The organism is Rhodococcus sp. AC861 (genome assembly GCF_979256035.1).
This window is the reverse complement of sequence record NZ_CEEDMW010000005.1, coordinates 291,188-316,281: the sequence shown is the minus strand read 5'-3', so window position 1 is coordinate 316,281 and position 25,094 is coordinate 291,188. Positions and strand designations below refer to the sequence as shown.

Sequence of the window (25,094 nt, the reverse complement as noted above, 5' to 3'; positions counted from 1 at the left end):
AGAATAGTGTCCGGTCAGGGGCGTCGTGTGAGTCGCCGCGCCCACAGCACCAGGCCGACGACGACGATCAGACCGAGCGCGCCCACGCCGACTCGGATGGCGGTGTCGTTGTCGTCGGTCACTCCCGGGTAGGCGCCGCCCCGCGCATCCGTCGACAGCCCCTTCGTGGGCGCAGCGGCGGTCGTCGGGGTGCGTGTCGTCTCGTCGTCGGTCGCCGCGTCGGTGTCGCCGGGGGACACCAACGTGCCGACGCCGGTCGAGACGGGTTGCGCGAAGCCGTAATCGAGTAAGCGCGCTGCCTGTTCCCACGGTCTGATCGGGAGGACGTCGGCGTTCATCAGCGAGACGGCGAGTCGGCGTCCGCCACGCTCGGCCGCCCCGACGAAGGTCTGGCGTGCGTCGTCGGTGTAGCCGTTCTTGCCACCGAGGGCATCCGGGTAATTGAACAGCAGGGCATTGTCACTCGCCAACACGAAACCCGGCCGGTCCTCGTTGAGTTCGAGATCGGGGTTCACGGGCACACCGGGTTCGTCCGGCCGGGACGGATTGTCCGGCTTGGACGAGTCCTTCGGATACCCGGGGAACGGAACGGACTCCGTGGCAACCAGTTCCGCGAAGACCGGATTGTCCATCGCCGCCCGGAAGATCAACGCCAGGTCGTACGGCGAGCACGCCATGCCGGGTCCGTCGAGGCCCGAGGGCGAGGCGGTGCGCGTGTCGGTGGCGCCGAGGTCGCGGGCCTTCGCGTTCATCTTGTCGACAGCCACGTCCAGACCGCCCAGTTGCACAGCGATGGCATGCGCCGCATCGTTTCCCGACGCCATGACGAGTCCCTGTAGGAGTTGCCGCACGCTGTAGACGCCGCCCTTTCCGATGCCGACGGCACTGCCCTCGGCCTGCGCGTCGTCCTCGGTGGCCGTGACGGTGCGATCGAGGTCCAGTTCGTCGAGAGCGACGAGCGCGAGCAGAACCTTGATGGTCGAGGCGGGGCGATACCGACCGTGAGGGTCCTTCGCGGCGATCACCGTGCCGGTATCGAGATCGGTCAGAACCCATCCCGCAGCGGAGATGTCGGCGGGAAGCGGGGGTGCTGCATCCGCGGTGATCACCCCGCACGCCGCGAGTTCGTCGCCACCGACGGCCCGATCGGGCACCGGGACCGGCGCGGGATCGGCGTCGCCGGGCAGCGGCACCTCGGACGCGTCGATGGCCGGCGGGGGGACGTCACGGTGCGGACATGCGTCCGTGTCGGGCGTGCGGAACGGTGTCGACGTCGGTGTCGCCGGAGGCTGAGCCCCGGCGACACCCGACACACCCAGCGGCAGACCTGCGAGGACCGCCACTGCAGCGATGGTGACTGCGGACCGCCGTACTCGCGGGTGGCGCCGGTGTGAGGTGTTCATCACCGCTCACCCTACGAGGTGACTCCCGGCGATCAGTCGCCCGATGGCCGCAGGTACGGCCGCTGGATCTTCTTCCACGCCGCATACGTCTCGTAGGCGTCCTGCGTGCTCTGCAACGTCGACGTGGAGCTGACGGGCACGTCCCACCACGACTCGCTGTCCGGTGCGGGAATCAGCGGGTCGGTCTCGACGTGGATGACCGTGCAGCGGTCCGCTGCCTTGGCCACCTTGACGGCGTCGGCGAACTCACCCGCAGTGTTCACGCGGATGACGTCGGCGCCGAGGCTCTGCGCGTTGGCTGCGAGATCGACGGGCAGGACGCCACCGTCGAGTCGACCCGACTCGGACCGGTAGCGGTACGCGGTACCGAACCGCTGGGAGCCCAGTTGCTCCGACAGCGAGCCGATGGAGGCGAAGCCGTGGTTCTGGACCAGCACCAGGATGACCTTGACGCCCTCCTGCACGGCGGTCACCAGTTCGGTGGCCATCATGAGGTAGCTGCCGTCGCCGACCATCACGAACACGTCGCGGTCCGGGGCGGCCATCTTGACGCCGATGCCGCCGGCCACCTCGTAGCCCATGCAGGAGAACCCGTACTCGACGTGGTAGCCCTTGGCATCGCGAGTCCGCCAGAGCTTGTGCAGATCTCCGGGCATGGAACCGGCGGCGCACACGACGATGTCGCGGGGATCCGACAGCGAGTTGGTCAGACCGATGACCTGGTTCTGGTTCATCCCGACGTTGTCGTCGTCGACCGCGTACACCGAGGACACTGTGCGTTCCCACTCGGCGGCGAGTTCGGTGACGCGAGCGCTGTAGTCGGCGCTCACCTCATGGCCGGCCAGCGCCTCGGACAGGGCGTCGAGTGCCTCGCGGGCATCGGCGACGACGGACAAGCCGCCCTGCTTGACCGAGTCGATGGACGCCACGTTGATGTTGACGAACTTCACGTCCGGATTGGTGAACGCGGTGCGGGACGCACTGGTGAAATCGCTGTAGCGCGTACCGATCCCGATGACCACGTCGGCGTCGGTCGCCAGCGCGTTGGCCGCTGTCGTCCCGGTGGATCCGATGGCGCCGACGGACTGGGGATGGTCGTAGACGAGGGAGCCCTTGCCGGCCTGACTCTGGCCGACGGGGATTCCGGTCTGCGCGGCGAACGAGGCGAGGGCGTCCGTGGCGCCGGAGTAGATGACGCCGCCACCGGCGACGATCAGCGGGGCCTTCGCCGATCGGATGATCTCGGCGGCGCGCGAGACGACGGACCGCTCGGGCAGCGGACGGGCGACGTGCCACGTGCGCGGTGCGAAGAAGGACTCCGGCCAGTCGTGTGCCTCGGCCTGGACATCCTGCGGGACTGCGACCGTGGCGGCGCCGGTCTCCACGGGATCGGTCAGGACCCGCATGGCGCCGAGCAGTGCGGCGGGCAGCTGCTCCGCACGCCACACCCGGTCGAAGTAGCGCGAGAGCGGCTTGAACGCATCGTTGACCGTCACGTCGCCGCTGGAGGGGAGCTCGAGTTCCTGCAGCACGGGGGAGGAGGCGCGCGTGGCGAAGGTGTCGGCAGGGAGCAGCAGGACGGGCAACCGGTTGATGGTCGCCAGAGCCGCGCCGGTCAGCATGTTCGTCGAGCCGGGCCCGACGCTCGCGCTGACGGCCCAGGTCTGCAGGCGATCCTTCTGACGGGCGAAGCCGACAGCGCTGTGCACCATCGCCTGTTCGTTGCGACCCAACACGTACGGCAGTTCGGGCTCGGTTCCGGCCTCGACCGCGTCGATCTCGGCCTGCAGCAACGCCTGTCCGAGACCGGCGACGTTGCCGTGGCCGAAGATCCCGAAGCATCCCGCGAAGAACCTGGTCCGCTCACCGTCGCGTTCGACGTACTGGTTCGCGAGGAACTTCACGATCGCCTGTGACACCGTGAGGTGCACGGTGGGCTCGGCGTTCTCGGTCTTGCTCTGTGACATCGGTGCGGTGGACACCATCGTCATGCTCCTTTTCGGTGCGCTGTGTCGAGCGGGAGGCGCGGATCGATGTCCTGCCCCTCCCATGTGCTGCGGATCCAGGTGTGGTCCGGATCGTCGACGATCTTCCAGGCGCGTTCGCTGCCCGGTCCGGCCATGACGTTCAGGTAGTACATGTGGTAGCCGGGCGCCGCGACGGACGGCCCGTGATACCCGTGCGGGACGAGGACGACGTCACCCGTGCGCACCTCTTCGAGCACCTCGATGGGACGCTCCGGCGTGCCGTACACGCGGTGGTAGCCGAAACCCTCGGAACCGTCTCTGCCGCGGTCGATCTCGAAGTAGTAGATCTCTTCGAGCGCCGACTCGGTCTCGGTCTCCTCGTCGTGCTTGTGGCCGGGGTAGGAGGACCAGTTGCCGCCCGGGGTGATGACCTCGCAGGCGATCAGCGAGTCGGCCTCGAAGGTGTCGGCGGTGCCGAAGTTGTGCACCTGCCGGCTGCAGTTCCCGGCGCCGCGCAATTCGACGCTGACGTCGGCCGCGGGGACGTACCGGAACGGCAGAGTCTTCGTCGCCCGCGCTCCGCACAGAGCGAAACGGCCACCGCTCTCGCTGCGCAGCGTGTAGCTGCTGTCGCGTCCGACGTAGACGAAGTCCGACGGCCCGTCGAACACCGATGCGCGTCCGGCCAGTGCGGCGTCGTCCGTGCCGCACGTGACGGTCGCGGATCCCTGGAGTGGGACCACCATGATCTCGTCGTCGTCGGAAGTGAGGTCGACGGACTCGCCGGGTGCGAGAAGCACTGTGCGCAAGCTGGACTCGGTCCATCCCGCGCTCTCCGGAGTGACGGTGACTCCGGCACCGGGAACCGCGGGAATGTAGAACTCGCTGTTCACTTGTCGGCTCCGCCCCGCACCATCTCGACTGCGGTGGCCACTGCGGTGGCGACGTCACCGTCGGCCGGGTACAGCAGCGTGCGGCCCACGATGAGTCCGCGCACAGCCGGAATCTTCAGTGCTCGTGCCCAGCTGGCGAAGGTCTCGTCCGGTGCGGTCTGAGGATCTCCGCCGAGAAGAAGCGTCGGCAACGTGGTGGCGTCCATGACGCGTTCCATCTCGTCGACGACGGGAAGCTTCATCCACGTGTACGCGGAGGTGGATCCGAGGCCCTGGGCGATGTGGATCGACTTGATGACCGCGTCCGCGCGGAGATCGTTGACCACCTTGCCGTCGCGACGCGACGACAGGAACGGCTCGACCATGGCCATAAGGCCCTCGGCGGCCAGCTCGTCGATCGCCTGAGCGCACGCGGTCATGGTGCCCAGCGTGCCGGGATCGTCGAGGTCGATGCGCGTGAGCATCTTCGCGCCGTTCATCCGTGCCTTCGCGGTGGACGCAGCCGTCGCGCCCGTCATGCGGTCGTCGAGTTCGAAGGAGGCGCCGGCCAGGCCGCCGCGGTTCATCGACGAGATGACCACCTTGTCGTCGAGGGCTCCGAGCAGCACCAGGTCGTCCAGGATCTCGGACGTGGCGAGGACGCCGTCGACACCCGGATCGGCGAGCGCGGTCCGCAGTCGGTCGAGCAGTTCGGTACGGGAGTTCATCGCGGTGGGGTTGGACCCGACCGACAGGGCGCCGCGTGCCGGGTGATCGGCGGCGACGATCATCAGGCGACCGTCGCCGCGGACGGTGTCGCGCGTGACGCGGTTCGCCCAGGCGCGATCGATCGCGCCGGGGTCGTGCGCGCGGATCTCGGTGACGTCGGCGTAGGTAGCGGCAGCGGTGAGGGTGTCAGACATGTGCGTCCTCGATGTCGGTGGTGAGGGCAGCCTCGGCGAGTGCGGACACTTCGTCGGCGGTGGGCATGGCCGTGGAGCATTCGAGGCGCGAAGCCACGATCGCGCCGGCAGCGTTGGCGTGGCGCAGGATCTTCTCGAGCGGCCACCCCGACAGCAGGCCGTGGCAGAGGGATCCGCCGAAACTGTCGCCGGCTCCGAGTCCGTTGACCACGTCGACGAAGTTCGGCGGCACTTCCACGCGCTCGGTCCGGGTCTTGCCCAGGACGCCCTTGGGCCCCTGCTTGACCACGGCGAGTTCGACGCCGAGATCGAGCAGTGCATCCGCGGCGCGGTCCGGATCGGTCTCGCCGACGGCGATCTCGCACTCCTCGCGGTTACCGACGGCGACGGTGACATGACCGAGTGCGCGCTGTACCTGCTCGGTCGCGGCGGCGGGGCTCTGCCAGAACATCGGTCGGTAGTCGAGGTCGAGGATCGTCAGGGGTGCGCGTCCTCGCGCCTCCCAGGCGGCGAAATGGGCGCTGCGACTGGGTTCTTCGGACAATCCGGTGACCGTCGACCAGTACAGCGAGGCGGCGCGGACGGCGTCGAGGTCGATGTCCTGAGCTCGCACCTGCAGATCCGGCGCCGTGGGCTTGCGGTAGAAGTACAGAGGGAAGTCGTCCGGGGGGAAGATCTCGCAGAACGTCACGGGGGTCGCGTACTCGTCGTTCTGCACGACGTAGCGGTTGTCGACACCCAGCCGGGCCAGCTCGTTGCGGACGAAGCGTCCGAAGGGGTCGTTGCCGGCGCCGGAGATGAGGGCGCTGCGGCGTCCGAGCCGCGCGGCGGCGACCGTGACGTTGGCGGCGCTGCCGCCGAGGAACTTGCCGAACGTGTCGACGTGTTCGAGACCGACGCCGACCTGGAGGGGGTAGATGTCGACGCCGCTGCGGCCGATGGCCAGCACGTCGAAGCGGGCGTCACCGGGTGACTCGGTGCGGTGCGGTGAGGTCAAGGTCGGCTCCATCGAGACTGAGGGCGGGTGCGTGAACCACTGTGCTCCGCACCACACCGCGATGTCAATAGTTTGTCCTGACATTCTAACTTGACGTCATATTGCGCCCCGTCACCTACACTCGTTTCTCGGGCAGCCGCCCCCCCATGAACGATGACGCCCGACAACGATCGCGATCGGAGCTGGTACGTGAGTCAGCCACTCGCCGTGGAGCTCGACAGGTCGAGTCCCGTTCCCCTCTACTACCAACTCGCGCAGGCAATCGAGGGTGCAATTCTCGGGGGCACCCTCGCTCCGGGCGATCGGTTCGAGAACGAGTTGGCTCTGGCCAAGCGCCTCAACCTGTCACGACCGACGACGCGGCGCGCCATCCAGGAACTGGTGGACAAGGGACTCCTGGTCCGCAAGAGGGGCGTCGGCACGCAGGTGGTGCAGAGTCCGGTGCATCGCCCGGTCGAGCTCACCAGCCTCTTCGACGACCTGGCGCGCGCCGGTCAGGATCCCAGTACCAGGCTGCTCGAGTACTCGGTGGGACTGCCGACCGAGGATGTCGCTCGTGAGCTGAACATCGTGCCGGACTGCGAAGTCGTGACGGTGCGCCGTCTGCGATTGACGAAGGGCGAGCCGCTGGCCCTGATGGTGAACTACATGCCCGTCGACGTGGCGCCCGAGCCGGTCGAGCTCGAGGCGCACGGTCTCTACCAGTCCTTGCGGACCAAGGGCGTGCACATCAGGCTCGCACGCCAGCGCATCGGGGCGAAGGCAGCCGATCGCGACGAGGCGCACCTCCTGGACGAGAAGCCGAAGGCGCCGCTGCTCACCATGCACCGCACCGCGTTCGACGACTCCGGCAAGGTGGTCGAGTACGGCTCGCACGTCTACCGGGCGTCGCGGTACTACTTCGACACGACGCTCGTCGACCGCTGACCGGAACGCGGCCCTGCCCATCGCCACACTCAGGATGCGATCGACTCCAGCATCGGTCGGATCTTCCCGAGTGCGTACGTCAGCGACGACGGCGACGGGGTGTTGAGTGCGACGATGGTCGCGTAGTCCGTGATCAGCATGCCGCCCGAGCGCACCGAGGGCAGGTCCGACCAGCCGGGAAGCGTTTCGAGTTCCGCAGCGGTACCGCCGTTCACGAGGATGATCACCAGGTCGGAGTTCAGGACGTCGACGCGTTCGGGCCCGACGACGAGCCGGTTACCGGCCGTGGCCGGGAGTTCGATGGGCGGCAGCGTCATCCCCAGCTTCTGATAGAACGCCGAGGCGCCGTCGTCGGGATCGGCGACCACGACGAGCTGCTGGGTGGCCGGAATGTACTGTGACAGCAGCGCGGTCTTCCCGCCCAGTCCGGGCAGTTCGGCGGCGGCCTCGGCGAGGGCGGTCTCCGTCCCCGCGATCACCGTGTCGGCGTCGTCCTCGCGACCCAGTGCCGTGCCCAGAGCGCGCGTCAACGCGTCGTACGGCGAGACCGTGTCGCCGATGACGGGAATGGTCGGGGCCAGCGCGGTCAACTGGTTGTACAGGGTGGGTGTCGATGCCGCGAAGTCCGCGAGGATGAGATCCGGTGCGTACGAAGCGATTTCCTCGATGGGGAGGGTGCCCTCGACGGGGACGGGGATGAGCGGTACGTCCGCCGCCAGCTCGGTCTGCCAGGGGTAGCGGCCGTCCGCTGCCCCCGTCGTGTCCGAGGCGAAGGCCACCGGCTGGATTCCCAGGGACAGTGCCGCGTCTGCGGCGGGCGCCGTGAGGGTGACGATGCGCGGGTCGGGCCCGAGCTCGGCACGGTCGATCGAGGTGGAGCCGAGCGCGTGTTCGATGGTCACGGTGCCCGTCGGGGTGTCGCCGTCGGGCGCCGCGTCCGATGCCTGATCACTGCTGCACCCGGCCGCCGAGAGGAGTGCCAGGACGGCGACGGCCGAGGCGAGTCGTCGTGATGTCGTGCTGCGCATGCGGTAACCCCTGCTGCTCGTGGTGCCTCCGGAGACCACGGAGGTAGGGGTACCCTAAGTCGCCGGACGGCAGGTGTGGGGAGCTACGTTCCGGCGGGTGGCGCCGTGCTCCCGCGCACCTGCAGGCTCGGTGCTATCAGGTCCACCGTGCCCGCGGCGTCGGGGCGCGCGATGCGGTCGATCACCGCGGCGGCGGCCCGGCGACCGACGGCAGAGCTGGCGTTGTCCACGGATGTCAACGACACGTGGCGGAGTTGCGCGATGGAGGTGTTGTCGTAGCCGACGACCGAGATGTCCTGTGGCACGGACAGTCCGGCCTCCTGGCAGGCGGTCATGACGCCGACGGCGGCGATGTCGTTGACGGCGTAGACGGCTGTCGGTCGAGGTGATCGGGAGAGCAGTCTGGTCGCGGCCTCGTACCCACCGTCCTCGGTGAGGTCGCACGTCTCGACCAGGCCGTCGGTATCGAGTCCGAGGGACGCCATGGTGGAGCGATAGCTCGCCGCGCGTAGCGCTGCGACGACACCGAACGAGCCGGCAACGTGGGCGATCAGGCGGTGACCGAGGTCTGCCAGATGGCGGACCGCGAGCTCCGAGCCCGCCGTGTCGTCGTTCGCCACCACGTCCGCACGGGGGAGTTCGAGGTCTCGGCTGGCGACGATCACCGTCGGCATCGAGGTCGCCGCACCGGCGACGAGTGGGGTCGGCTCACGAGTGCCGACCAGGACCAGCGCGTCGAGGCGCAGCTCCGTGAACTTGCGGACGACGGTGTCGTCGCCGCTGCGATCGGCGCGCCCGTCACCGAGCATCATCGTCAGTCCGTGGCTCTCGAGGACCGGGGCCATTCCTTCCAGGCAATCGACGAACCACGGGTTCCGCAGGTCGTTGATCAGGACGCCGACGATGTCCGTGCGCTGACGGGACAGGCTGCGGGCGGACAGGTTCGGTCGGTAGCCCAGGGCGTCGATCGACGCGAGGACGGCGGCGCGCTTGTCGTCGCTGACATTGGGGGAGTCGTGCAGCACCAGGGACACCAGTGACTTGGAGACCCCTGCGTGCTCCGCCACGGTGCGAATGGTGGGGAGCCGATCCGATGTCGACATCGCACTCTCCGTTCTCGCCGGGCTCCTGCAGTGGACCGTGCCCGATTGGACCGTGCCAAACGCAGCCTAGCTGCACAGTCGCGTCGAGCGGAAGACCGTTGACAGCGGCTCCGCATGAGGGGCACACTGCGGATCGACTTCCTTTTGGAACGGTCCAATCCCTCTCACGCCTGGAGCGCACTCATGTCCGACGCCCTGTCGAATTCCCGTCCCACCGCTATCGGAGTTGCCGTCATCGGGTTCGGCTGGATGGGCCGTGTCCATACCCAGGCCTACAGCCGGGTCCGGCATCACTACCCGTCCCTGCGGCCCCTGCCCGTTCTGGCCACGGTGGCCGACGAGGTGCCCGGTCGAGCCGAGGAGGCAGCGGCGCAGTTCGGGTTCGCGTCCTCGACGACGTCGTGGCGTGACGTTCTCTCGGACCCGTCCGTCGGCGCCGTGTCGGTGACGTCGCCGAACTTCCTGCACCGGGACATGGGTGTAGCGGTGGCGGAGTCGGGGAAGCATCTCTGGATCGAGAAGCCCGTCGGGCTGTCCGCCGACGATGCGCGCGCCGTGGCGATCGCTGCGGAGAAGGCGGGCGTGCAGACGGCGGTGGGCTTCAACTACCGCAATGCGCCGGCGGTGGAGCAGGCTCGCGCCATCATCGCGTCCGGTGAGATCGGCGAGATCACGCATGCCCGCTTCCGGTTCTTCAGCGACTACGCAGCACATCCGGACGGCGCCCTGAGCTGGCGTTTCGAGCGCGAACGTGGGGGCAGCGGAGTGCTGGGGGATCTGGCATCCCACGGGGCGGACCTGGTCTGGTACCTCCTCGGCGACATCGCCTCCCTGGTCGCGGACACGGCCGTGTTCATCCCGCAGCGGTCCAAGCCCACCGGCGCCACCAGCGGCCACACCCGGTCGAGCGGTGGCGAGAAGGGTGCGGTGGAGAACGAGGACTTCGTGTCGGCGCAGCTGCGGATGGCGTCGGGTGCGCGGTGCGTTCTCGAGGCCAGTCGTGTGTCGGTCGGTGAGCAGAACTCCTACGGCTTCGAGATCCACGGAACGCGCGGCGCGCTGTCCTGGGATTTCCGGCGGATGGGCGAGCTGGTGCTGAGCACCGGATCGCTCTTCCAGGATCAGCCGATGTCGACCGTGTTCGTGGGTCCGGATGCCGGCGAATACGGCGCGTTCCAGCCCGGATCCGCCTCGGCGATGGGCTACGACGACCTGAAGGTCGTGGAAGCGGCACGGTTCTTGCAGTCGATCGCGGAGAATCGTCCCGTGGGCGCCACGGTGCGGGACGCGGTACGCAGCTCGGAGATACTGGACGCCATGACCGAGTCGGTGGCGGCGGGGCGCTGGGTGACACCGTGACCCGGGCCCATATGTCACCCCTGCAGTCCTAATGTCCGAACAAAGTATTGACTTATGGCTGTGATGCGTATTACATCGTCATGACACGGCGATGTTCCGCCACGGCCCTGCTTCTCGGCCGGGACGTCACACGGTCGTCAGCGCAGAGAATCCACCGTCAGGTAAGGAAGTCCATGTCCACACAGGCAGATCTCGATCTCGCCACGCACACCGTCGTGACCGACGAGCGCGTGAAGAAGCAGAAGCCGTTCCAGCGGCTGTTGGTACGCCCGGAGATCGGTGCGCTGTTCGGCGCCATCATCATCTTCGTGTTCTTCGCGATCGTCGCGCCGCCGTTCCGCAGCCCCGAAGCTCTGGCGACGGTGCTCTACGCATCCTCGACCATCGGCATCATGGCCTGCGGCGTCTCGGTGCTCATGATCGGCGGCGAGTTCGACCTGTCGACCGGTGTGGCGGTGACGTTCTCGTCCATCGCGGCATCGATGCTCGCCTACAACCTGCACCTCAACGTCTGGATCGGATCGCTGCTGGCGCTGGTCCTCGCGCTGGGCGTGGGCTTCCTCAACGGGTATCTGGTGATGAAGACCAAGATCCCGTCCTTCCTGATCACCCTGTCGTCGTTCCTGATGCTCACCGGAATCAACCTCGCGGTGACCAAGCTGGTCACCGGACAGGTCGCCACGCAGTCGATCTCCGACATGGCCGGCTTCGAGTCCGCCAAGAAGGTCTTCGCCTCCTCGTTCTCCATCTTCGGTGTCTCGGTCCGCATCACCGTCGTGTGGTGGCTGCTGTTCACCCTTCTCACCACGTTCGTGCTGATGAAGACGCGCATCGGTAACTGGGTCTTCGCCGTGGGCGGCAACCAGGACTCGGCGCGGGCCATCGGCGTACCGGTGACGAAGGTCAAGATCGGCATGTTCATGTTCGTCGGTTTCTGCGCCTGGTTCGTCGGCATGCACTTGCTCTTCGCCTTCAACACCGTGCAGTCCGGACAGGGCGTCGGCAACGAGTTCCTCTACATCATCGCCGCGGTCATCGGCGGATGCTTGCTCACCGGAGGGTTCGGTACCGCGATCGGCGCCGCCATCGGAGCGTTCATCTTCGGTATGACCAACCAGGGCATCGTCTACGCGGGCTGGAACCCGGACTGGTTCAAGTTCTTCCTCGGCGCGATGCTGCTCTTCGCCGTCATCGCCAACAACAGCTTCCGTTCCTACGCTGCGAAAAGGTGACACCTGACATGAGTGCAACCATCGAGACCCCCGTCGAGTCCGACAACAGCGGCGGCAAGACCCCTCTGATCGAACTGAAGAACGTCGGCAAGAGCTACGGAAACATCATCGCGCTCGGCGGCATCAACCTCCGCGTCGGCGCCGGTGAGGTGACGGGCGTGCTCGGCGACAACGGCGCCGGCAAGTCCACGCTCATCAAGATCATGGCCGGGCTGCACCAGCAGACCGAGGGCGAGCTCCTCGTCGACGGGAAAGCCGTCAAGTTCGGCTCGCCCAAGGACGCCTTGGACAAGGGCATCGCCACGGTCTATCAGGACCTCGCCGTCGTGTCGCTGATGCCGGTGTGGCGCAACTTCTTCCTCGGCCAGGAGCTGCGGAAGAAGGGCGTCCTCAAGACCCTCGACGCGGCCGCCATGCGGGCCACGACGAAGGAAGAGCTGCACAAGATGGGCATCGACCTGCCCGACGTCGACGCCCCCATCGGGTCGCTGTCCGGTGGTCAGCGTCAGTGTGTGGCCATCGCCCGCGCCATCTTCTTCGGCGCCCGCGTCCTGATCCTCGACGAGCCGACCGCCGCGCTGGGCGTCAAGCAGTCCGGCATGGTGCTGCGCTACATCTCCGCAGCCAAGGAGCAGGGCTTCGGCGTCGTGTTCATCACGCACAACCCGCACCACGCGTACATGGTGGGTGACCACTTCGTCCTCCTCAACCGCGGCCGTCAGAAGCTCGACTGCTCGTACGACGAGATCAGCCTCGACGACCTGACCAAGGAGATGGCCGGCGGCGACGAGCTCGAGACGCTCACGCACGAACTGCGTCGCTGACACCTGCGCTCACGGGCCCCGCACCTCCTCGAGGTGCGGGGCCCGTGTCGTCCCTGCACACAACCCGTGTCGTCACGGCCGGATGTGCCGTGCGGTCGGCGCCTGCGAGCAGAACTGCACGAACGACGACGGCCCCGCACCGGTGAGAGGTGCGGGGCCGTCGGTCGGTGTCTAGCGGAGAGGGAGGCCTGCTGCCGTGTACGCGGCGTCCACCAATTCCATGGTCGCCACCGCGTCGTCTGCTCCCAGCGGGATCGGCGCGCCGTGCAGGACGTGGGCCGCGAACGCCTCGAGTTGGTACTCGTAGGACGGGCGCGTCCCCAGATGCTCCACCGTGGTTCCCGACGCGTCCGTGACCGAGACCCGATCGTCGGAGTTCGGCTTGATGTAGTCGGGCGCGAACGCGGAACCGTCCGAGAACGTCAGTCGGACGGTGAATTCGAACTGCGGGTGCACCATCGAGTTGGTGACCGTTCCGCGAGCGCCGTTCGGGAACTCGAGCTCGATCGTGGACGTCTCGTCGACGCCCTTGTCACGTTCGGTCGCCGTCGCGGAGACCACGCGCGGCGGCCCTCCGGCGGCGTCGGCGAGCATGCGGTGCACGTGCAGGCCGTAGCAGCCCAGATCCATGATCGCACCGCCGGCGAGGTCGAGCGACCACCGAGGATCGCCGTCGGCCGGTTCCGGCATCGCCATGACGACATCGACGCCGGTGAGCCGACCCAGACGGCCGGACTCGGCGATCTCGAGCAGGCGACGCGTCACCGGGTGGAAGAGATAGTGGAACCCTTCGACGATGATGCCGCCAGTCTCACGCGCTACTTCGCGCACCTCGCTCGCCTCGGAAGCGTTGCGTGCGAACGGCTTCTCCGTCAGGACGGCCTTGCCCGCACGCAGGGCGCGGATGTTCCACTCGGCGTGGAGGGCGTTGGCCAACGGGTTGTAGACGGCATCCACCTCGGGATCGTCGATGACCGCGTCGTAGCTGTCCGCGACGCGTTCCACGCCGTACCGCTCGGCGAACGCCTCGGCCCGGCCGCGATCGCGTGCCGCCACCACCACCAGCCGGTGACCGAGCGCGTGGGCCGGACCGACGATGGCCTGCTCCGCGATACGCGACGCTCCCAGAACCCCGATGCGCAGGGTCGCAGCTTTCGGTTCGGGCGTTGTCACACCGTTGCCCGTCGGGCCGCCACCACGTCGCGAAGGTACCCGACGCTGGCGATGACGTCGGTGATGGGGCCGGGACCTTCGGGCTCGCCGGTCAGAATGGTGTCCTGCTCGAGCACGAACCAGCCCGTGTAGCCGGCGTCGAGGAGCGAGTCCACGACGCCGCCGATGCCCACGTCACCGGTGCCGAGAGGCCGGTACATACCCGCGCGGACGGCGTCGGTGTAGGTCAGTTCTCCGGCCTGGACCCGCGCCGCGAGTGCTGCGTCGACGTCCTTGAGGTGAGCATGGGCGATGCGATCGGCTGCCGCAGTGGCCAATTCGGCCGGATCGGTACCGCCGATCATCAGGTGACCGGTGTCCAGGCACAGCGGGATGGACGATCCGTCGAGCACGCGGTGGACCTCGTCGCGCTGCTCGATCATGGTGCCGACATGGGGATGGACGACAGCGAGGATGCCGCGGTCCGCCGAGGCCGCAGCTAGACGATCGAGGTTGCGCAGCAACACGGTCCACTGATCGGCGGTGAGGGTCGGACGTGCGTCGTAGCCCTCCTGGCCCGTGGAGGCGGCGAGGACGATGACGTCGGCGTTCGCCGCGACGAAGCCGTCGAGCAGCGACGAGATGGTCGGCACCGGGTCATGCGACTCCTCGTGCAGCAGAACAGGAGCGAAGCCCCCGACCGAGGTCAGGTCGTGTCCCGCCAGAGTCGCCGCGAGGGCGGCGGGATCGGCGGGCAGGAAGCCCTCGGGACCGTTCTCCGTCGCGGTGAGTCCTGCGTCGCGCATCTCGCGGAGGACGCGGTCGTTGTCCATCTGGTAGCCCCAGCCGGGGACCTCGCACACACCCCACGAGATGGGGGCTCCGGCGATACGTACGGGTGCTGCGGTCATGAGCGAACCTCTTCCAGGGTGACGGGTGCGCCTCGGCGCAATGATTCGGTGGCGGCCTCGGCGATCCAGGCGACCTCGAGAGCGTCCTGTGCGGTGCAGGGTGACGGGCGGGTTCCGGTGGCGACGTCGAGGAACGCTGTCAGCTCGTCACGGTACGACTGCGCGAAGCGGTCCATGAAGAACGAGTGCGGCGCGTCCGCCGGGAAGATCTCACCGTGCGGGAAACCCTGTGCCGCTTCCATGTTGCGCACCGGCGAGTGCGGGTCCCAACCGGCAACGACGGTGTCCTCGCTGCCGTGCACCTCGAGCCGGCAGTCGTACCCGCGGCCGTTGTAGCGGGAATTCGACACGACGCCGACGGTGCCGCCCTCGAACGTGAGAAGGACGGTGGCGGAGTCGACGTCGCCCGCCGCGGCGAAGGCGGGATCACCCTGGTTGGAGCCGGCGGCGAAGACCGAGACCACCTCTCGTCCCACGATCCAGCGGACGACGTCGAAGTCGTGGACGCTGCAGTCGCGGAAGATGCCGCCGGACTCCGCGATGTAGGCCATCGGTGGGGGAGCGGGGTCGAGTGTCGTGGAACGGACGGTGTGCAGGAATCCGAGTTCGCCTCCTCGCACCGCGCGCTCGGCTGCTGCCACGGCGGGGTCGAACCGACGGTTGAACCCGATCTGTACCGGGACGTCCGACGACGCGATGCCGTCCACCACTGCTCGGCTCTCGGCTGCGGTGAAGGCCAGCGGCTTCTCGCAGAAGACGGGAATGCCGGCGTCGACGGCGGCGAGCAGCAGGGAGGCGTGCGCGGGAGTGGCTGCCGCGATGACGATGCCGTCCACACCGGCGGACAACATCGCGTCGACTCCGTCGACCTTTTCCGCGTTGTACTTCGCGGCGACCGTGTCCGTCACATCGGGTCGGCCGTCGGTGACGACGAGGCTCGACACTCCGTCCAGACCGGCGAGAGTCTCCACGTGGAATGCGCCGATGCGCCCCAATCCGATGACTCCGATTCGTGCCTGTGTACTCATCAGTCCTGTCCTCCTACTACCTGCTGGTCCCATTCGATGACCGATCCCGTGACCACACCGCTGCGCGCCGACAGCAGGAACACCACGAAGTCGGCGATCTCGTCCGGTTGCCCGAGCTTGCCCATCGGGAGCGCGGCCGAGGCGTCGGCGACCCAGTCGTCGTCCGCATCGTGAAAACGCTTCTGCGTCAGGGTCTCTCCCTCGGTCTCCGTCCATCCGATGTCGAGGGCGTTGATGCGGATGCGGTCCCACCGGTGGGCGTGGGCGGCGTTCTTCGTCAGTCCGGCCAGTCCGGCCTTCGCCGCCGAGTAGGGCGCGAGATAGGGCTGGCCGCCCCGAGAGCTGAGCGAGCCGATGTTCACGATCGTTCCCGGTGCCGAGCGGGAGAGCATGTCCTTGACCGCCGCCTGCATCACGAAGAACGGGCCGCGCAGGTTGACCGCGATGTGGTCGTCGAACAGCTCGGGAGTGGTGTCGATCAGCGTTCCGCGGGAGGTGAGGCCGGCGGCATTGCACACGGCGTCCACCCGTCCGTACACCTCGATGGTTCGCGCCACGCTCGCCAGAGCGTCTGCGGCGTCGGCGACGTCGGCGCGGATATAGGTGGCGTCGTGCCCCTGTGCGCGAAGCTCGTGCTCCATCGACGTTCCGACGTCGTCGCGACGGCCGCTGAAGGCGACACGGGCACCGGCGGCCAGCGATGCGCGCACCACGGCCGCACCGACACCGGACGTTCCGCCGCTGACGAGAACGACAGTGTCGTGCAGAAGTGTGCTCACCCGAGAAGTCTTGCGGTACTCGTCCGTGTGATCAACACTCTGGAGGCATCAAAAACACCTCGAGAGGACACGGCTGTGGGCCATCGCTACAAGGTTCGGGAGATCGCGCAGCAGTCGGGGCTGAGCGAGGCGACCGTCGACCGAGTTCTCCATGAGCGTCCCGGCGTCCGCGAGGACACCCGCGCAGAGGTGCGCCAGGCGATCGCGGACCTGGACAAGCAGCGCAGCCAGCTACGACTGTCAGGGCGCAAGTTCTTCTTCGACGTGGTGATGCAGGCACCCGAACGCTTCTGCGCGCAGGTGCGAGCCTCGATCGAGTCGGAACTTCCGATGCTGTCCCCGGCCGTCGTCCGCTCGCGGTTCCACTTCCGGGAGACCGAGTCGGTGGAGGCGATGCTCGAGACTCTCGACCGCATCCGACTTCGAGGATCGCACGGCGTGATCGTCAAGGCGCCGGACGAACCGGAGGTGGCGCGTGCGCTCGACGTCCTGTCGGCGTCGGGGATACCCGTCGTCACCTACGTCAGCGACGTGCCCTCCAGCGCGCGTATCGCCTACGTCGGCATCGACGACCACGCGGCCGGAGCAACGGCTGCGTACCTGGTGGACCAGTGGCTCGGAGAGTCGCCCGCGGCCGTGCTGGTCACGTTGAGTCACAACAGTTTCCGCAACGAGGGTGACCGTGAGATCGGCTTCCGGCGGGCGCTGCGGGCGACCTCGTCGGGTGTGACCCGCCCCGTCGTAGACATCGCGCGCAGCAGCGGTCTCGACGACACGGTCGAGGATCTGGTCGTCGCCGCACTCGAGGCGCACCCGGACATCGAGGGTGTCTATTCCATCGGTGGCGGAAACCTCGCCACGGTGCGGGCGTTCGCGCGTGTCGGCCGACGGTGCCGGGTGTTCATCGCGCACGATCTCGACGCGGACAATCGTCGGCTGCTGGCGGACCGGTCGATCAGCGCCGTCCTCCATCACGATCTGCGCGCAGACGCGCGGCTGGCGTGCCGCCTCCTGATGCAGTCGGCAGGCGCCGTGCACGGGGTCCAGGATTCGCCGTCACCCGTGCACGTAGTCACTCCCTACAACACTCCCCGATGACGCCGTCCGCCACAGCCCCCACGCCACCAGCGCGGCAGCCGACATACCGGCGCCGGCGATGCACAGCGCGGTCCATCCGCCCATCGACCAACTCAGCGACGCCGCGCTCGAACCCACCACGCCCCCGGCGAAGTAGCTGACCATGTACGCCGTGTTCAGGCGGTTGCGCGCCGGTGGGTCGAGAACGAAGACGACGTTCTGATTGGCGATGTGGGCACCCTGCGTTCCGAGGTCCAGGGCCACGATGCCCACCAGCAGGACGACAACGGCCCACACGGCACCGCTCGCGGATCCGAGATACAGCGGAACCCAACTCGCGAGCAGCACGGTCAGGCACAGCGTCGTGGCGAGGCGTCCGCGTCCTCGATCCGCCATCCGGCCGGCGACAGGAGCGATCGCTGCGCCGGCGACCCCGGCGATGCCGAAGAGTCCGATGACGGCGTCACCGTACGAGAACGGGGGAGCGGCAAGTAGGAAGGCGAGGCCGGTCCACATGACGGAGAACGACGCCATCAGCAACGCACCCAGAGCCATCCTGAGGCGAAGCTCGCGGCCGGTGCGGACCAACGTCAGGATGGACACCAGGATGCCGCGGTAGGACTCGGTCACCACCGGAGTCGAGACGGGAACGAAGCGCCACAGGACCGCGGCGAGTATCGCGATGACGACGGCCGCGACTGCGAACACCAAGCGCCACCCGCCGACTTCGGACAAGAACCCGCTCACCGTCCGTGCCAGCAGGATGCCCGTCAGCAGTCCGCTCATCACGGTGCCGACGGTGCGCCCGCGATCCTCCTCCGCGGCGAGCGCCGAGCTCAACGGAACGATCACCATGGCTGCGGACGCCCCGATACCGGCCAGGATCAATGCTGCCGCGAGGACGGAGAACGCGGGGGCGGCGACGGCGGCAGCGTCGGCGATCGCGCACACCACCGCCGCGGTCACGATGAGGCGCCGCCGCTCGATCATGTCGCCGAGCGGCACCAGGAACGCCAGGCCCACCGCATACCCGATCTGTGCGGTCGTGACCAGGATGCCCGCGGTGGCGTTGTCGACGTCGAACGAGCGCGCGATGCTGTGGAGCAGGGGTTGCGCGTAGTACAGGTTGGCGACCAGGACGCCGCACGTGACGGCGAGCAGCAGCACCAGGCCTCGCCCGATCGTGGGCTCGGGGTGGGTGTCGTCGCTCGTGTCCGTGCTCGTCGAGGCGTCCGTGTCGTCCTTCACGCCACCACTATCGCCCGGCGAGAGAGCCGGTGCACAACCGAGAGACGTCAGGGCCGGTGACGGGTACTCATGGCGGCCGCCTCGTCGGCGAACTCGTCGGGGGAGAGGTTCTCGTCGAGTGCCCTGTGCACCAGCTCGGCCTGCGTCTCGGCGGCCAGGCCGGTCAGCGGCGGGTCCAGGTCCAGGTTCGTCGGAAATGCATACGCCTCGGCCGAGGCGGCCACCACATTCGCGACCGACCGTTCGCCGTGGGTCGCCGCGAACTCCTGGAGCGAGGGATAGATGGAGGTCACGATGGCCTCGCGGTCCACGCTGTCCATCGCTCGCCCGAACGCCGACGAGATCTGCAGAAGGTTGGCCATGCGCTTGATCGAGGTCGACGTGTTGTGACCGGCGGCGTGGAAGAGAGCCGGATTGAAGAACACCGCGTCGCCTTTACTCAAGGGCAGTTGCACGTAGTTCTGCGCGAAGTACTCCTGGAAGGCGGGTAGACCGAATGCGACGTACCCGGGTTCGTAGTGCTGGGAGAACGGCAGATACATCGTCGGCCCGCTCTCGATGGGCATGTCGCAGTGGGCCACCGCGCCCTGCAGCGTCAATGCCGGCGACAACCGGTGGACGTGGGCCCGGAAGCGTGATGCGGTCGCGGGGTCCATGAACCCGAGGTGATAGTCACGGTGGGGATTCTGTGCGGCACCACCAGGATTGACGACGTTCACCGCCGACGTCACCTGGTACATCGGTCCGAGCCACGCTTCGGCGACGAGGGCCAGGACATCGTTCGAGTAGTACCGGGTGAAGAGCTCGGGCGCCTCCAGCGCCAATTTCTGCAGTGCGTTCCAGACGCGGTCGTTCGCGCCCGGCTTCGCGAAGTGGTCGCCGCTGCCCGTGCCGTCGCGGCGCTGGCGCTCGACGACGGACTCGAAGTACTCGGTGACCTCTCGAAACGCGTGATCGCTCGTGACGGCGCCGCGGAACACCACGATCCCCGGGCCGTCGAGCAGTGCCCGTGCGATCTCGTCCTGGAGGCCGACGCGATCGCCCGCGGTGTCGAGCGTGGCGGCGTCGTAGAAGAGGACGTTGCTCTCCACGGAGGACGAATACGGATAGTCCGCCGGATCGGTGGTCGCGGAGACGACCCGGTGGAACTCGGCGAGGTCGCAATCCGATTCGGTGACCAGAGCAGTGCGGGACGAGTGCTGTGCGGACAGTGTCATGTCGTTTCCTTTGCATCGACAGGTGATTCTCTCTGTCGAGCCTGCACCCTCGACGCCGACCGTACAAGAGCCGTGGACCCCTCGAGAACACCTCGAGTACGTGATCGATGCCGGGACGAATCCGTCTGATTCGCCGACATCCGGGGTAACCGTGTACCACGGTGACGGGTAACCGCATCGATCGCTGTCACGACCTCAGGAGTTGTACATGAGCAAGCACGAACCGCTGGGACCCCTGTCACCGGATTTCCTGGCCGCCGACATGTTCGGCTACCAAGGAGTGCTCACCGACGAGGAATCGGCGATCGTGCTCACGGTTCGTCAGTTCCTGGAGGACGAGGTCGCCCCGCGGGCCAACGAGTTCTGGGAGAAGGCGCAGTCGCCGGTACACCTGCTGCCGAGGTTGGCGGAGCTCGGAATCGTCGGGCTCGAATACGAATTCGACGGTCGGGAGCCCGCCCGGAAGGTGTTCACCGGGTGGCTCGGGATGGAGTTCTCCCGCGTGGATCCGTCGACAGGAACCATGTTCACCGTCCACAGCGGCCTCGCGATGAGCAGCATCGCCATCCTGGGATCCGACGAGCAGAAGGATCGGTGGCTGCCCGCCATGAGGCGGATGGAGAAGATCGGCGCCTTCGGGCTCTCGGAGCCGCACGGTGGATCCGACGTCGCCGGCGGTCTGGAGACGACGGCACGCCTCGACGGGGATCACTGGGTCCTCAACGGCAGCAAGAGGTGGATCGGCAACGCGACATTCGCGGACCTCGTCATCGTCTACGCCAAGGACGAGGCGGACGGAGAGGTCAAGGGCTTCGTCGTCGAGAAGGAGTTCGAGGGGTTCCGCGCCGAGAAGATCGAACGCAAGTACTCGCTCCGCGCCGTCGAGAACGCCGACCTGTACTTCGAGAACTGCCGAGTGCCCGTCGCGAACAAGCTCGAGCACGCCAACTCCTTCGCCGACACCGCGAAGGTGCTGTCGCTGACGCGCGGGGGAGTCGCCTGGGGAGCTGTCGGCGTCATGATCGGGGCCTTCGAGAAGGCCGTTGCCTACGCGCAGGAACGCGAACAGTTCGGTGCGCCCATCGCGTCGTTCCAGTTGATCTCAGACCTGATCGCCCGCATGGCCGGAAACATCACGGCGTGCATCGGCATGGCGCTGCGGGTGTCTCAGCTCCAGGATTCCGGGGTCCATCACGACGAGCACGCCGCGTTGAGCAAGAGCTACTGCACCACGCGGCTCCGCGAGGTTGTCGGCTGGGCGAGAGAGATCCTCGGCGGCAACGGCATCGTTCTCGACTACGACGTCATCCGATTCTTCACCGACGCGGAAGCCCTCTACTCGTACGAAGGCACCTCCCAGATGAACAATCTCATCGTCGGCAGGGGAGTGACCGGCTTCTCCGCCTTCGTGTAGCGCGAGCACACGAAAGCCCGCTCCTGCAGTGCAGGAGCGGGCTTTTCGGGACGTGCGAGGAGGTCAGCGTGCGAAGAGCAGCGCGCGCTTGACTTCCTGGATGGCCTTCGTCACCTGGATGCCGCGAGGGCAAGCGTCGGTGCAGTTGAAGGTGGTGCGGCAGCGCCACACACCCTCGACGTCGTTGAGGATGTCGAGACGCTCGGGAGCGCCCTCGTCACGGCTGTCGAAGATGAAGCGGTGCGCGTTGACGATGGCAGCGGGACCGAAGTAGCTGCCGTCGTTCCAGTACACGGGGCACGACGTGGTGCAACATGCGCACAGGATGCACTTGGTGGTGTCGTCGAACCGGGCGCGGTCGGCAGCCGACTGGATGCGTTCACGCGTGGGCTCGTTGCCGCTGGTCATCAGGTACGGCTTGACGGCACGGAACGCGTCGAAGAACGGCTCCATGTCCACGATCAGGTCCTTCTCCACGGGAAGCCCGCGGATCGGCTCGATCGTGATGGTCAAGGACTTCGACGAGTCCTTGGGGAGCATGTCGCGCATCAGCACCTTGCAGGCGAGACGGTTGACACCGTTGACGCGCATCGCGTCGCTGCCGCAGACGCCGTGCGCGCACGAGCGTCGGAACGACAGAGTGCCGTCGAGGTAGCTCTTGACGTAGAGCATCAGGTTCAGCAGACGGTCGGTCGCCAGGGTGGGCACCTGGAAGCTGTCCCAGTGTGCGCCCTTGTCGTCCTCGGGGTTGAAGCGAGCGATCTTCAGAGTGACCATGACCGCTTCGTCGGGGACGGCGGGGAGGTCGCTCTTGTCTTCGGAGTTGTCGATTACAGCTGCACTCATCAGTACTTACGCTCCATCGGCTCGTAGCGCGTCTGCACCACGGGCTTGTAGTCGAGGCGGATATCGGAGAGCAATCCGTCGCCCACCTTGTACGCCATGGTGTGGCGCATGAAGTTGACGTCGTCGCGCTCCGGGTAGTCCTCGCGTGCGTGTCCGCCGCGAGTCTCCTTGCGATTGAGGGCACCGGCGACGGTGACCTCGGCCATCTCCAGCAGGAAGCCGAGCTCGACGGCCTCGAGCAGGTCGCTGTTGTAGCGCTTGCCCTTGTCCTGCACGGTGATCCGGCCGTAGCGCTCCTTGAGTGACTGGATGTCGCTCAGCGCCTGCTTCAGCGTGTCCTCGGTGCGGAAGACGGACGCGTTGTTGTCCATCGACTGCTGCAGCTCGGAGCGGATCGTGGCGACCTTCTCGGAGCCGTGATCCGAGAGGATCAGCTCGAGCCAGTCCTCGACCATCTTCTGCGGAGCCTCGGGCAGCGGCGTGAAGTCGACGCTGTTCGCATGCTCGGCGGCAGCGATGCCGGCGCGACGGCCGAACACGTTGATGTCGAGGAGCGAGTTGGTTCCCAGGCGGTTCGAGCCGTGGACCGACACGCAGGCGCACTCACCGGCGGCGAACAGTCCGGGGACGATGTCGTCGTTGTTGCGCAGGACCTCACCACGGATCTTGGTGGGGATGCCGCCCATGACGTAGTGGCACGTCGGGTAGACGGGGACCAGTTCGGTCACCGGGTCGACGCCCAGGTACGTGCGCGAGAACTCCGTGATGTCGGGGAGCTTCTCCTCGAGCACCTCGGCGCCCAGATGGGTCACGTCGATGTAGACGTAGTCCTTGTTGGGACCGGCGCCGCGACCTTCGAGGACCTCGAGAACCATCGACCGGGCGACGATGTCGCGGGGTGCGAGGTCCTTGATGGTGGGGGCGTACCGCTCCATGAAGCGCTCGCCGTCGGCGTTGCGGAGGATGCCGCCCTCGCCTCGGACCGCCTCGGAGATGAGGATGCCCAGACCCGCCAGACCTGTCGGGTGGAACTGGTGGAACTCCATGTCCTCGAGCGGCAGTCCCTTGCGGAAGATGATGCTCATGCCGTCACCGGTGAGGGTGTGGGCGTTGGACGTCGTCTTGTAGATACGACCCGATCCACCCGTGGCGAACACGATCGACTTCGCGTGGAAGACGTGCAGTTCACCGGTGGCGAGCTCGTAGGCGATGACGCCCGTGGCGACGGGACCGTTGTCGGTCTCGGTCAGCGCGATGTCGAGTGCGTAGAACTCGTTGTAGAACTCCACGTCATGCTTGACGCACTGCTGGTAGAGCGTCTGAAGGATCATGTGCCCGGTGCGGTCGGCGGCGTAACACGCACGGCGGACAGGTGCCTTGCCGTGGTCGCGTGTGTGGCCACCGAATCGACGCTGGTCGATCTTGCCCTCGGGGGTGCGGTTGAAGGGCAGGCCCATCTTCTCCAGGTCGAGAACCGCATCGATGGCTTCCTTCGCCATGATCTCGGCCGCGTCCTGGTCGACGAGGTAGTCGCCACCCTTGACGGTGTCGAAGGTGTGCCACTCCCAGTTGTCCTCCTCGACGTTGGCCAAGGCGGCACACATGCCACCCTGAGCCGCGCCGGTGTGACTACGCGTGGGGTAGAGCTTGGTCAGAACCGCCGTGCGAGCGCGAGGGCCTGCTTCGATCGCGGCGCGCATTCCTGCGCCACCTGCGCCGACGATGAGTACGTCGTAACGATGTTCCTGCATATCGAAATCTCCCCTAGCTGGCGGTGATGTTGGGGTCGAACGTGAAGATCACGTACGTGCCGAGACCCATGATCAGGATCATCGACAGGACCAGAAGCGTCGTGAGCCAGAACCGCGTGGAGTCCTTGCGTGAGTAGTCCGCGATGACCGTGCGCAGGCCGTTGCCGCCGTGCAGCTGGGCCAACCACAGCATCGTCAGATCCCACACCTGCCAGAACGGGCTGGACCAACGTCCGGCCACGAAGGCGAAGTTGATGCGATGAACGCCGTCGTCGAGAAGCAGCATGATCGACATGTGCCCCAGGACGAGGACGACGAGCGCGAGCCCGGAGAAACGCATGAACAGCCATGCGTAGAGCTCGAAGTTGCCACGGTTCTTCCGACGCGGTGAGCGCGGGTTGTCGAGGCTGGCGGGGCGGTCGTGCGACGTGCCCAGCGTGCGTGCCGGCTTGCTTCCGGCATCCGTGGTCGCCATGTCAGTGCCCCCCGGTGAAGGTGTTGTAGAGGATGCGCGCTGCGCCGGGGATCATCACGACGAACCAGATGCCGAGAATGACCCAGAGCATGAGGCGCTGGTACTGCGTGCCCTTCGACCAGAAGTCGACCAGCATGACGCGGATGCCGTTGAGTGCGTGGTAGAGCACCGCAGCGACGAGGCCGAGTTCCATCAGGCCGACGATCGGCGTCTTGTAGGTGTCGATCACGTCGTTGTACGCCTCGGGGTTGACACGGACGAGCGCCGTGTCGAGCACGTGGACGAACAGGAAGAAGAACGTGACCACACCGGTGATCCGGTGCAGGACCCAGGACCACATGCCAGGGTCTCCGCGGTACAGAGACCGCGTGCGCTCCCGGGACGGGGCGGCTTCGGTCGAGGTAGCCATCGAGTGCAGTGCCTCCAACATCATTGATGGACGCGACGAGTGGAGAGATCCGGGTGAGACCGGAGAAACTCAGCTCGATCGTGTATGTGAAACGACTTCTTCGAACTCTAATCCCATGCCCGGACACGCACTAATTCGCGTTGGGCCTGGCG

Annotated in this window: 23 protein-coding genes; 6 read left to right on the top strand and 17 right to left on the bottom strand. The window is 67.1% G+C overall.

Annotated elements, in window-relative coordinates; translation table 11 throughout:
• Positions 1-14 precede the first annotated feature (14 nt).
• From AC0IX4_RS17735 to iolC, 5 genes are read right to left on the bottom strand one after another with little or no spacing between them, the layout of a single operon-like run.
• On the bottom strand, positions 15-1,403 hold the full coding sequence (locus AC0IX4_RS17735) for a D-alanyl-D-alanine carboxypeptidase family protein (protein ID WP_471830195.1): 1,389 nt from the start codon (positions 1,401-1,403) through the stop codon (positions 15-17).
• Between the two features lie 32 nt (positions 1,404-1,435).
• A complete protein-coding gene (iolD, locus tag AC0IX4_RS17730) occupies positions 1,436-3,388 on the bottom strand; it encodes a 3D-(3,5/4)-trihydroxycyclohexane-1,2-dione acylhydrolase (decyclizing) (protein WP_471830194.1) in 1,953 nt (650 codons plus the stop codon).
• Positions 3,389-3,390: 2 nt separating this feature from the next.
• Positions 3,391-4,263, bottom strand: a complete 873-nt coding sequence (gene iolB, locus AC0IX4_RS17725) for a 5-deoxy-glucuronate isomerase (RefSeq protein WP_042573137.1) — start codon at positions 4,261-4,263, stop codon at positions 3,391-3,393.
• Entirely contained in the window at positions 4,260-5,165 is a 906-nt protein-coding gene (locus tag AC0IX4_RS17720) for a Cgl0159 family (beta/alpha)8-fold protein (RefSeq protein WP_042573138.1), read from the bottom strand. The genes iolB and AC0IX4_RS17720 overlap by 4 nt, the downstream gene beginning before the upstream one ends.
• A complete protein-coding gene (iolC, locus tag AC0IX4_RS17715) occupies positions 5,158-6,174 on the bottom strand; it encodes a 5-dehydro-2-deoxygluconokinase (RefSeq protein ID WP_042573139.1) in 1,017 nt (338 codons plus the stop codon). Before iolC ends, AC0IX4_RS17720 begins: the two co-directional genes overlap by 8 nt.
• A 177-nt stretch (positions 6,175-6,351) precedes the next feature.
• On the opposite strand from iolC, the gene AC0IX4_RS17710 reads away from it, so the two are divergent.
• On the top strand, positions 6,352-7,089 hold the full coding sequence (locus AC0IX4_RS17710) for a GntR family transcriptional regulator (RefSeq protein ID WP_235579452.1): 738 nt from the start codon (positions 6,352-6,354) through the stop codon (positions 7,087-7,089).
• 29 nt (positions 7,090-7,118) lie between these two features.
• Here AC0IX4_RS17710 and AC0IX4_RS17705 read toward each other — a convergent pair whose 3' ends face one another.
• Together AC0IX4_RS17705 and AC0IX4_RS17700 are read right to left on the bottom strand one after the other, a co-directional pair.
• On the bottom strand, positions 7,119-8,117 hold the full coding sequence (locus AC0IX4_RS17705) for an ABC transporter substrate-binding protein (protein WP_471830190.1): 999 nt from the start codon (positions 8,115-8,117) through the stop codon (positions 7,119-7,121).
• An 83-nt stretch (positions 8,118-8,200) separates the two neighbouring features.
• On the bottom strand, positions 8,201-9,220 hold the full coding sequence (locus AC0IX4_RS17700) for a LacI family DNA-binding transcriptional regulator (protein WP_471830188.1): 1,020 nt from the start codon (positions 9,218-9,220) through the stop codon (positions 8,201-8,203).
• A gap of 183 nt (positions 9,221-9,403) precedes the next feature.
• On the opposite strand from AC0IX4_RS17700, the gene AC0IX4_RS17695 reads away from it, so the two are divergent.
• From AC0IX4_RS17695 to AC0IX4_RS17685, 3 genes are all read left to right on the top strand, one after another.
• Positions 9,404-10,579 carry a Gfo/Idh/MocA family protein gene (locus AC0IX4_RS17695; RefSeq protein ID WP_042573360.1) on the top strand — a complete coding sequence of 392 codons (1,176 nt, stop codon included), beginning with the start codon at positions 9,404-9,406 and terminating at the stop codon, positions 10,577-10,579.
• 173 nt (positions 10,580-10,752) lie between these two features.
• Entirely contained in the window at positions 10,753-11,811 is a 1,059-nt protein-coding gene (locus tag AC0IX4_RS17690) for an ABC transporter permease (protein WP_042573142.1), read from the top strand.
• An 8-nt stretch (positions 11,812-11,819) separates the two neighbouring features.
• Positions 11,820-12,635, top strand: a complete 816-nt coding sequence (locus AC0IX4_RS17685) for an ATP-binding cassette domain-containing protein (protein ID WP_042573143.1) — start codon at positions 11,820-11,822, stop codon at positions 12,633-12,635.
• Positions 12,636-12,806: 171 nt separating this feature from the next.
• Here AC0IX4_RS17685 and AC0IX4_RS17680 read toward each other — a convergent pair whose 3' ends face one another.
• From AC0IX4_RS17680 to AC0IX4_RS17665, 4 genes are read right to left on the bottom strand one after another with little or no spacing between them, the layout of a single operon-like run.
• Positions 12,807-13,808, bottom strand: a complete 1,002-nt coding sequence (locus AC0IX4_RS17680; RefSeq protein WP_471830186.1) for a Gfo/Idh/MocA family protein — start codon at positions 13,806-13,808, stop codon at positions 12,807-12,809.
• Positions 13,805-14,698 (bottom strand): sugar phosphate isomerase/epimerase family protein, encoded by an 894-nt coding sequence (locus AC0IX4_RS17675; RefSeq protein ID WP_471830184.1) that lies wholly within the window; start codon positions 14,696-14,698, stop codon positions 13,805-13,807. The genes AC0IX4_RS17680 and AC0IX4_RS17675 overlap by 4 nt, the downstream gene beginning before the upstream one ends.
• Positions 14,695-15,726: a Gfo/Idh/MocA family protein gene (locus AC0IX4_RS17670; protein ID WP_471830183.1), complete on the bottom strand. Its 1,032-nt coding sequence runs from the start codon at positions 15,724-15,726 to the stop codon at positions 14,695-14,697. The genes AC0IX4_RS17675 and AC0IX4_RS17670 overlap by 4 nt, the downstream gene beginning before the upstream one ends.
• Positions 15,726-16,505, bottom strand: coding sequence for an SDR family oxidoreductase (locus AC0IX4_RS17665; protein ID WP_042573146.1), 780 nt, complete (start codon positions 16,503-16,505; stop codon positions 15,726-15,728). Before AC0IX4_RS17665 ends, AC0IX4_RS17670 begins: the two co-directional genes overlap by 1 nt.
• A 75-nt stretch (positions 16,506-16,580) precedes the next feature.
• On the opposite strand from AC0IX4_RS17665, the gene AC0IX4_RS17660 reads away from it, so the two are divergent.
• The gene (locus AC0IX4_RS17660) at positions 16,581-17,603 is read left to right on the top strand and encodes a LacI family DNA-binding transcriptional regulator (RefSeq protein WP_042573147.1); all 1,023 of its coding nucleotides are present in this window, start codon (positions 16,581-16,583) and stop codon (positions 17,601-17,603) included.
• Here the strand turns inward: AC0IX4_RS17660 and AC0IX4_RS17655 are convergent.
• Positions 17,562-18,830, bottom strand: a complete 1,269-nt coding sequence (locus AC0IX4_RS17655; protein ID WP_471830181.1) for an MFS transporter — start codon at positions 18,828-18,830, stop codon at positions 17,562-17,564. The two genes, AC0IX4_RS17660 and AC0IX4_RS17655, sit on opposite strands and share 42 nt — an antisense overlap.
• 47 nt (positions 18,831-18,877) lie before the next feature.
• On the bottom strand, positions 18,878-20,047 hold the full coding sequence (locus AC0IX4_RS17650; protein ID WP_042573149.1) for a phytanoyl-CoA dioxygenase family protein: 1,170 nt from the start codon (positions 20,045-20,047) through the stop codon (positions 18,878-18,880).
• 208 nt (positions 20,048-20,255) lie between these two features.
• Between AC0IX4_RS17650 and AC0IX4_RS17645 the strand changes: the two genes are divergently transcribed.
• The gene (locus AC0IX4_RS17645) at positions 20,256-21,461 is read left to right on the top strand and encodes an acyl-CoA dehydrogenase family protein (protein WP_042573150.1); all 1,206 of its coding nucleotides are present in this window, start codon (positions 20,256-20,258) and stop codon (positions 21,459-21,461) included.
• Positions 21,462-21,524: 63 nt separating this feature from the next.
• Here the strand turns inward: AC0IX4_RS17645 and AC0IX4_RS17640 are convergent, their stop codons facing one another.
• From AC0IX4_RS17640 to sdhC, 4 genes are read right to left on the bottom strand one after another with little or no spacing between them, the layout of a single operon-like run.
• Positions 21,525-22,307 (bottom strand): succinate dehydrogenase iron-sulfur subunit, encoded by a 783-nt coding sequence (locus AC0IX4_RS17640; protein WP_042573151.1) that lies wholly within the window; start codon positions 22,305-22,307, stop codon positions 21,525-21,527.
• Complete coding sequence (gene sdhA / locus AC0IX4_RS17635; protein WP_042573152.1) at positions 22,307-24,058, bottom strand: succinate dehydrogenase flavoprotein subunit; 1,752 nt, start codon at positions 24,056-24,058, stop codon at positions 22,307-22,309. The genes AC0IX4_RS17640 and sdhA overlap by 1 nt, the downstream gene beginning before the upstream one ends.
• Positions 24,059-24,071: 13 nt before the next feature.
• The gene (locus AC0IX4_RS17630; RefSeq protein ID WP_042573153.1) at positions 24,072-24,533 is read right to left on the bottom strand and encodes a succinate dehydrogenase hydrophobic membrane anchor subunit; all 462 of its coding nucleotides are present in this window, start codon (positions 24,531-24,533) and stop codon (positions 24,072-24,074) included.
• A gap of 1 nt (position 24,534) precedes the next feature.
• A complete protein-coding gene (gene sdhC, locus AC0IX4_RS17625; protein WP_082042887.1) occupies positions 24,535-24,942 on the bottom strand; it encodes a succinate dehydrogenase, cytochrome b556 subunit in 408 nt (135 codons plus the stop codon).
• Positions 24,943-25,094 lie beyond the last annotated feature (152 nt).